The organism is Wohlfahrtiimonas larvae, from assembly GCF_002006755.1.
Lineage (GTDB): Bacteria > Pseudomonadota > Gammaproteobacteria > Cardiobacteriales > Wohlfahrtiimonadaceae > Wohlfahrtiimonas > Wohlfahrtiimonas larvae.
Map to the genome: position 1 here is coordinate 1 of NZ_MVDO01000026.1, position 1,495 is coordinate 1,495.

Consider the following 1,495-nt stretch of genomic DNA (forward strand, 5'->3'; position numbering starts at 1 on the left):
CAATCTCTGGCAATTCTTTGATTAAGAAAGGGCTAGCAACCGCGATCAATTCTTGAGGGAATAGTAATTGTGCTTCTAGATCTTCTGAAAAATTATGCTCAGTTAATCGAATTGCGATGTCCACTTGGTCTTGATCGAAATTTGAAACATGTTCTGTTGCCATAGTTTGCAGTTTTATATGTGGCAAAGTTTTATATAATTCTGAAAAATTGGGTAGTAAAATCTTAGTCGCAACTGTTGGTGTTACACTGATTGTAAGAGTTTTAGGTTGATTTAAGATTTCTGCTGTGGATTCCGCCAATACATCAAATGCACGCGTAACATTCACAAGATAAATAGAACCTTCCGTTGTTAAAGCTAATCCTCTCGGCAAACGCACAAATAGTGCAATACCTAAATATTCTTCCAACATACGAACTTGCTGAGCAACAGCGCCTTGCGTAACATTTAATTCTTCAGCAGCCGCACGGAAATTTAGCTTTCGGCCAGAAGCTTCGAAAGCACGCAATGCATTTAAAGAGGGAAGTTTGTGTCGTGGTATCATGATCAATTAACTTTAAGGTAATAGTTTTTCTACATTCTAAGAGTTCTAATGTATGTATGCAAATAATAAGAGCTTAATCATTAGAATCATCAATATAGAAAATATGTAGATGGAAGTATAATTGTATTTAAATTGAGCTAATCGTACGTGCGTAGAATTAAATTTTACGTATGATTATAGGTTCTAGAAAAACTGAGCAACGTAGATTTTGATTAAATTTGAGGTTGTAAAATGAGTAGATTGAAAATAATCAGTAAAAAATTATGGAAGTGTGCTCGAGAAATATTCTTAGAACTTTTTGGTTGGTTAGCACTATTAGCATTTTTGGCATATTTACTCGGTGGATGTGATGGGGGTATTGGCAAATGCATTAATGTGCTAGTTGTTATTGTAGATTCTACCTTAGTATTTTTATAATTTAACATAATATATAGAAGTGGAAATCAATGTTTAACAATTTAAAGCCAGTTGAAATAAAAAAACCAATTTACTATAAAAAAATAAATCACAAGTAAGAATGTCACAATTTATAACATAATCACATAAAACAATCAAACTTGTAATTTAATCTAAAATATAATAATCACATATAGATAGGAGTTTGAAATGTCAAAAACATACAGAATCAATGGATACACGCAAGAATTGATTCACGAAAAAAGAATTAATTTAATTATCAAGACAAAGGAGGATATTAAGGAAAGTGATATACTACATGCGCTTATAAATAAGCATATTCACAACATCACAATCGAAGATATTGAAAATTTCAAAGAAGATAAAATTTTCAAGAAAACAGAAAAAGGATAATCATGAGTAACTCACTAATTATAATTGCAGCCATTATAGTTTTATTGATCATAGTAACGTCTACCCTATCCCCCAAGAATAAAAAAAAGAAAAAAGAGGAAAATGACGATATTAAAATTGTGTCTAGTGCAGAATTCAAAA

3 protein-coding genes are annotated in these 1,495 nt (G+C 31.0%); 2 read left to right on the forward strand and 1 reads right to left on the reverse strand.

The genetic code is table 11. The annotated features are described in order from the left end of the window. The coding region (locus BZK14_RS01760; RefSeq protein ID WP_143691270.1) for a LysR family transcriptional regulator at nt 1-544 on the reverse strand (544 nt) is incomplete at its 3' end. A 231-nt stretch (nt 545-775) separates the two neighbouring features. Between BZK14_RS01760 and BZK14_RS01765 the strand changes: the two genes are divergently transcribed. Together BZK14_RS01765 and BZK14_RS01770 are read left to right on the forward strand one after the other, a co-directional pair. Then, entirely contained in the window at nt 776-961 is a 186-nt protein-coding gene (locus BZK14_RS01765; protein WP_077924890.1) for a hypothetical protein, read from the forward strand. Nucleotides 962-1,150: 189 nt separating this feature from the next. Continuing rightward, entirely contained in the window at nt 1,151-1,354 is a 204-nt protein-coding gene (locus BZK14_RS01770) for a hypothetical protein (RefSeq protein ID WP_077924891.1), read from the forward strand. The last annotated feature ends 141 nt before the right edge of the window (nt 1,355-1,495 follow it).

Bases quoted from the DNA above. Each gene is read 5' to 3' on its own strand.
- BZK14_RS01765 (WP_077924890.1), top strand. From the start codon at position 776: ATGAGTAGATTGAAAATAATCAGTAAAAAATTATGGAAGTGTGCTCGA.
- BZK14_RS01770 (WP_077924891.1), top strand. From the start codon at position 1,151: ATGTCAAAAACATACAGAATCAATGGATACACGCAAGAATTGATTCAC.